We start from the raw sequence: 4,680 nt of genomic DNA, 5'->3' as shown, positions 1-4,680 counted from the left end.
GGCTGCCGGAACATCGTTGTGGTGCGCGTAGGCGGTGGTGCGGCCGCGGCCACGCGCATTCCGGCGCTCGGCGCGCTCGGCCTCGGCGCGGTCCTCGTTCTTCTCCGCAACGCGCTCTGCAGCGTTGCGGGCAGCAGCCTGGCCTTCATAGGCCACAGCGCGGCGCTCGGCGCGCGGCAGATCGGTGCGGGGAGCCTCGGCTCCGACGCGTCCGCGTCCGCCACGGCCACCACGGCCACCCGCAGTGGGTGCAGCCTGCGTGGTGCGGCGGGCGCGCTTGCGCTCGGCGTTGGCACCGGTGGAGCTACCGCCCCCATGCTGTGCGGCCTTGGCGGCCAGCAGCGCGGCGCGGGTGCGCGGATCGATCTTGTCGGCCATTTCGCCGACCAGTTCAGCAACCAGCGGGGAGTTGGCGGTAACGCGCTCGAAGTTGACCTCGACGCCGGCAGCCTTCATCAGCTTCTTGACGTCGGACTGCTGCTCGGGCAGGGTCAGCGTGACCACGGTGCCGTCGGAACCGGCGCGGGCCGTACGGCCTGAGCGGTGCAGGTACGCCTTGTGCTCCGTGGGCGGATCCACGTGGATGACCAGTTCGACGTCGTCGACGTGGACGCCGCGGGCCGCGACGTCGGTGGCCACCAGGACGCGGACATCGCCGGAGGAGAACTCGGCCAGGTTGCGGTCACGGGCGTTCTGCGAGAGGTTGCCATGCAGATCGACGGCGGGGATGCCGGCGTCGGTCAGGGTCTTGGCCAGCTTGCGGGCGTGGTGCTTGGTTCGCATGAAGAGCACGCGGCGGCCGGCACCCGAGGCGAGCTCGACGATCAGCTGCTTCTTGACGGTCTGGTCGTTGACCACCAGCACGTGGTGTTCCATGGTGGTCACCGCGGCCTGCGGGTCGTCCACGGAGTGGGTCAGCGGGTTGGACAGGTAACGCTGGACGATCTTGTCCACGCCGTTGTCCAGGGTGGCGGAGAACAGCAGGCGCTGGCCCTGGGTGGGGGTCATGTCCATGAGCTTCTTGACGACCGGGAGGAAGCCAAGGTCGGCCATGTGGTCGGCCTCGTCCAGGACGGTGATCTCGACTGCTTCGAGGGTCAGGATGCGCTGGCGGATCAGGTCCTCCAGGCGGCCCGGGCAGGCGATGACGATGTCGACGCCGGCGCGCAGGGCCTTTTCCTGGCGGGCCTGGGAGATGCCGCCGTAGATCACGGTGGTGGTCAGGCCCATGGCCTTGGCCATCGGCTCGATGGTCGCGTTGATCTGCGTGGCCAGCTCGCGGGTGGGAGCCAGGACCAGGCCCATCGGGCGGCCGGGCTTGCGGAAGTGCTTGGCTTCGCGCTCTGCGAGTCGTGCCACCAGCGGGATGGCGAATGCGATGGTCTTGCCGGAGCCGGTGCGGCCGCGGCCCAGGACGTCGCGTCCGGACAGGGTGTCGGGAATGGTCTTGACCTGGATCGGGAAGGGCTCCACGATCCCCTGTGCGGTCAGGGTGTCGGCAAGTGCTTTGGGCGTGCCGAGGGCAGCAAATGTAGTCATGTGTTTCAAAGTCTTTCAGGCGGTATCCGTGCGGATATCGGCCCCCGATGCCGGTTGGCTCAAGGGTTCGCCGAAGAAAAGTCAGGTGATCAACCGGGCTGTTGCCAAACTTCAGCAAGCGGCCGCCGGGACCAAATGGAACGCGTTCATCGACGCAGGATGTGCCTCTCACATGAAAAAATCCCACTGCCTGCGTGCGGATTCCCGAAGGAACCCGGCAGGGATCCGGCTGATGGACCGAGGCCGGTCAACCAAATCAAAAGTGGGCATCACTGCACATCAAGTTTTAGTAGTCTACCACCCAGGATGCCCGGGTCCCGTATCCGTGACGGCCGCCCGGCCCCTAGCCCGCCATGCTGGGGGCTTGGAACAGCGGCATGTGGGACGACTGGGCCGATGCATGAGCGGATGTGTTGACGCCCGCCCGTGACGGCGTTTTGGCCGATCCCGGGCCGGCCGGCCGCAGGATCACGAGCGCCTCGGCGTCGATGAGGCGGCGGGTCCCCGTCCGGGCATCCAGGATCCAGAACAGGTCCACGCCTGTAACGGTCTGGGTCACCGGGCCCCGGTGGAAGAGCTTGCCGTTGTGCCACGCCTCGATCTCGTCCCCCACGTTCAACTCGGCCGAGCTGCGGATCTGCCGTGCTTCGTCAACGTCCATGGTCATTGCCCTTCCCCAGCGTTCAATGTCTTGTGCCCAGCATTCATGACGCAGGTTTCAGAATGGTTTCCGGAGCGTGATTTCCACGTGTCCGTCCGCCTGCGCGGCGCCCGGACGGAAGCCCGGACGGTGTATTGACCGCCGTTACGTCCGGGAGGACCATGGTGGGCGGGAAGGGCCGCGCGACGGGCGGGCCGTGAGGGGAGTCGGACGCAATGCCGCGAATAGTCTCCGCTGGCCTGTTTCGGGTCATCCAGCTGGCGTTGTTTCCCTTGAGTGCGGCCGGCTACATCACGTCCGTCCCCGGGATGCTTGCTTACAGCCGGCGCACCGGCACGTCGGCCACGCTGTTCGCATCCCTCTACACGCGCTGGATGCAGCACCGCCTGGGGACACGGCCGGATGTCCCCGCGGCCCGGCTCATGGCCGCGCTGCCGAACGTGTCCGCGACTGGCATCCAGATGGAGACCGCCCCCACGCTCGCCGCCCACCTGATCACGGGCTACGTGCCCAGGCTCTACCGCTATCCGTACCCGGGGCGGGCACCGATGCGCCACCAGCCGACAGCACGGACCAGCCTCTATGACGCGGCCGTTCAACGGCATCGCGGCGGCATCGACCAGCTCGTGATCCTCGGGGCGGGATTCGACACCCGGGCGTTCCGGCTGGCGCCCGGGGACCGGGTGCGCTGCTTTGAACTCGATCTGCCCCGGACCCAGGCTTTCAAACTCGCGATGCTCGAAAAGGCGGGCCTCTCCACGCGCCTGGCCACGTACGTACCCGCCGATTTAGAGACCGAGGACTGGATGGAGAAGCTGCTCGCTGCCGGTTTCGACCCGAACCGGCCCGCACTGTTCCTCTGGGAAGCGGTGACCATGTACCTGGACCGCGCCTCCGTCGAGGCGACGCTGCGCAGGATCGCCGGCACCGCCCCGGGCAGCATCGTGGCCTTCGACTACTTTTCGAGGGAAACGATCACCTCGGGATCGCCCTACATGCGGTATGCGCGGGCTACCGCGAGATTCGTCGGCGAGCCCCTGACCTTCGGGATCGACAACACTCCCCCGGCCAGGAAAAGCGCCGCGGACTTTGTTGGGGGCTTCGGACTGGTCCTTGAGGAGCACAGGAATTTCGGCAAGGAGACCCGACGGCGGCCCGCGCCGGGAGGGTTCGTCACCGCCGTCGTGCCTGAAAACAAACAGCGAAACCCGGCGAACCGCCGTGATGAGGGGAACCATGACAAAACGCAGCCACGGCCACGAGCATGACGCCGCCGAACATGCGGCCGTCGAACATGCGGCCGTCGAGGATGCGGCGCCCGGTTCCGCAGCCCGGATGTGGGATGAAAAGTACAGCAGCCGGTCCAGGATGTGGAGCGGGGAGCCGAATCCGCAACTCGTCGCCGAGGTGGCGGACCTTCCTGCCGGCGAGGCTCTGGATCTGGGGTGCGGCGAGGGCGCGGACGCGATGTGGCTTGCTGCCCGCGGTTGGAGCGTGACAGGCCTGGACGTTTCCGCCGTCGCCCTGGAGCGTGCGGCCGCCCACGCCCGGGAGCGGGGCCAGGACGCCACCATCGAGTGGGTGCAGCAGGATCTTGCCTCCTGGGTCCCGGACCGGTTGTTCGACCTCGTCACGGCCCAGTTCCTGCATTCCACCCAAATGCCGTGGCAGCAGGCGTTGCAGCTCGCCGCGGCCGCGGTGCGGACCGGCGGGACGCTGCTGATCGTCGGCCATCACCCCGACGGGCTGCCACCGTGGGGCGCGCACCATACTCCGGAGAAGTTCTTCACGGCCGAGGACCTTGCCCGGGAACTCCGGATCGAGGAGCCGCTGTGGCGTGCCGAGGTCCTGGACAGCCGGCGTCGCAGCGCCGTCGGACCCGACGGCGAGGCAGTGTCCCTCACGGATGCCGTGCTGCGGGCCACGCGCCTGGCCGCCCAGTAGACGGCCCAACGGCCTGTCGGGCAATCGGTCGAGGGAGCATCCCCGGGATCACGGACGCCGTCGCTGACCCACCCTCGAAATCGATACACTGCCCGGCCATCCACTTCGGGTTCTGTTCCGAATCCCCAATGTGGCTGGAACTGACCGCGCCCGTTGGCCGCCCTGTGGACGTACAGCAACACCGCATGACCTAGCAATCAGGGGAAGGGAACATCATGGGAATCGACGGCAAGGCCAAACTCACGGTCATCCACCACATCGGTGCAGCCAACGAAGGTACCGGCACGGTGACTGGCAATGAAGACCTCAAGCGCGATGGCCACCATGAGCAGGCCCGGCCCAAGCTGCCGAAGGACCGCGACCGCGTCAAGGACGCCGCTGCCGACATCGGAGCCATCAGGGACGCCGCTGAAGGTTAAGGACGGCTTCGCCAAGGAGTAGCGGGCGCAACTGGACTGCCCAACTGGGCTGCGCCGCAGCTGAGCTCTGCAAGGAACGGCCCCGCCCAAGGCGGGGCCGTTCTGTTGCGCAGGGCC

The 4,680-nt window shown here is 67.6% G+C and carries 5 protein-coding genes; 3 read left to right on the top strand and 2 right to left on the bottom strand.

Going from position 1 to position 4,680, the window contains the following annotated elements; translation table 11 throughout:
• Both Y706_RS23375 and Y706_RS0103275 read right to left on the bottom strand, forming a co-directional pair.
• On the bottom strand, positions 1 to 1,539 hold a 1,539-nt coding region (locus Y706_RS23375; RefSeq protein WP_043434478.1), incomplete at its 3' end, for a DEAD/DEAH box helicase.
• 343 nt (positions 1,540 to 1,882) lie between these two features.
• Positions 1,883 to 2,200, bottom strand: a complete 318-nt coding sequence (locus Y706_RS0103275; RefSeq protein ID WP_253906679.1) for a hypothetical protein — start codon at positions 2,198 to 2,200, stop codon at positions 1,883 to 1,885.
• 215 nt (positions 2,201 to 2,415) lie between these two features.
• Between Y706_RS0103275 and Y706_RS27385 the strand changes: the two genes are divergently transcribed.
• The 3 genes from Y706_RS27385 to Y706_RS0103260 all read left to right on the top strand — a co-directional run bounded on the left by Y706_RS27385 (position 2,416) and on the right by Y706_RS0103260 (position 4,563).
• Positions 2,416 to 3,468, top strand: coding sequence for a class I SAM-dependent methyltransferase (locus tag Y706_RS27385; RefSeq protein ID WP_052354995.1), 1,053 nt, complete (start codon positions 2,416 to 2,418; stop codon positions 3,466 to 3,468).
• A complete protein-coding gene (locus tag Y706_RS0103265) occupies positions 3,437 to 4,144 on the top strand; it encodes an SAM-dependent methyltransferase (RefSeq protein WP_028275443.1) in 708 nt (235 codons plus the stop codon). Before Y706_RS27385 ends, Y706_RS0103265 begins: the two co-directional genes overlap by 32 nt.
• A 215-nt stretch (positions 4,145 to 4,359) precedes the next feature.
• The gene (locus tag Y706_RS0103260; protein WP_028275442.1) at positions 4,360 to 4,563 is read left to right on the top strand and encodes a hypothetical protein; all 204 of its coding nucleotides are present in this window, start codon (positions 4,360 to 4,362) and stop codon (positions 4,561 to 4,563) included.
• Positions 4,564 to 4,680: the final 117 nt, after the last annotated feature.

Origin of the sequence: Arthrobacter sp. I3 (genome assembly GCF_000520575.1) — a bacterium.
GTDB lineage: Bacteria > Actinomycetota > Actinomycetes > Actinomycetales > Micrococcaceae > Arthrobacter > Arthrobacter humicola_A.
This window is presented reverse-complemented; position numbering and strand designations above follow the sequence as displayed.

What these genes read in the sequence shown, in the direction of transcription:
- Y706_RS0103275 (WP_253906679.1), bottom strand. Translation starts at nt 2,200, where the DNA reads ATGGACGTTGACGAAGCACGGCAGATCCGCAGCTCGGCCGAGTTGAAC.
- Y706_RS27385 (WP_052354995.1), top strand. Translation starts at nt 2,416, where the DNA reads ATGCCGCGAATAGTCTCCGCTGGCCTGTTTCGGGTCATCCAGCTGGCG.
- Y706_RS0103265 (WP_028275443.1), top strand. Translation starts at nt 3,437, where the DNA reads ATGACAAAACGCAGCCACGGCCACGAGCATGACGCCGCCGAACATGCG.
- Y706_RS0103260 (WP_028275442.1), top strand. Translation starts at nt 4,360, where the DNA reads ATGGGAATCGACGGCAAGGCCAAACTCACGGTCATCCACCACATCGGT.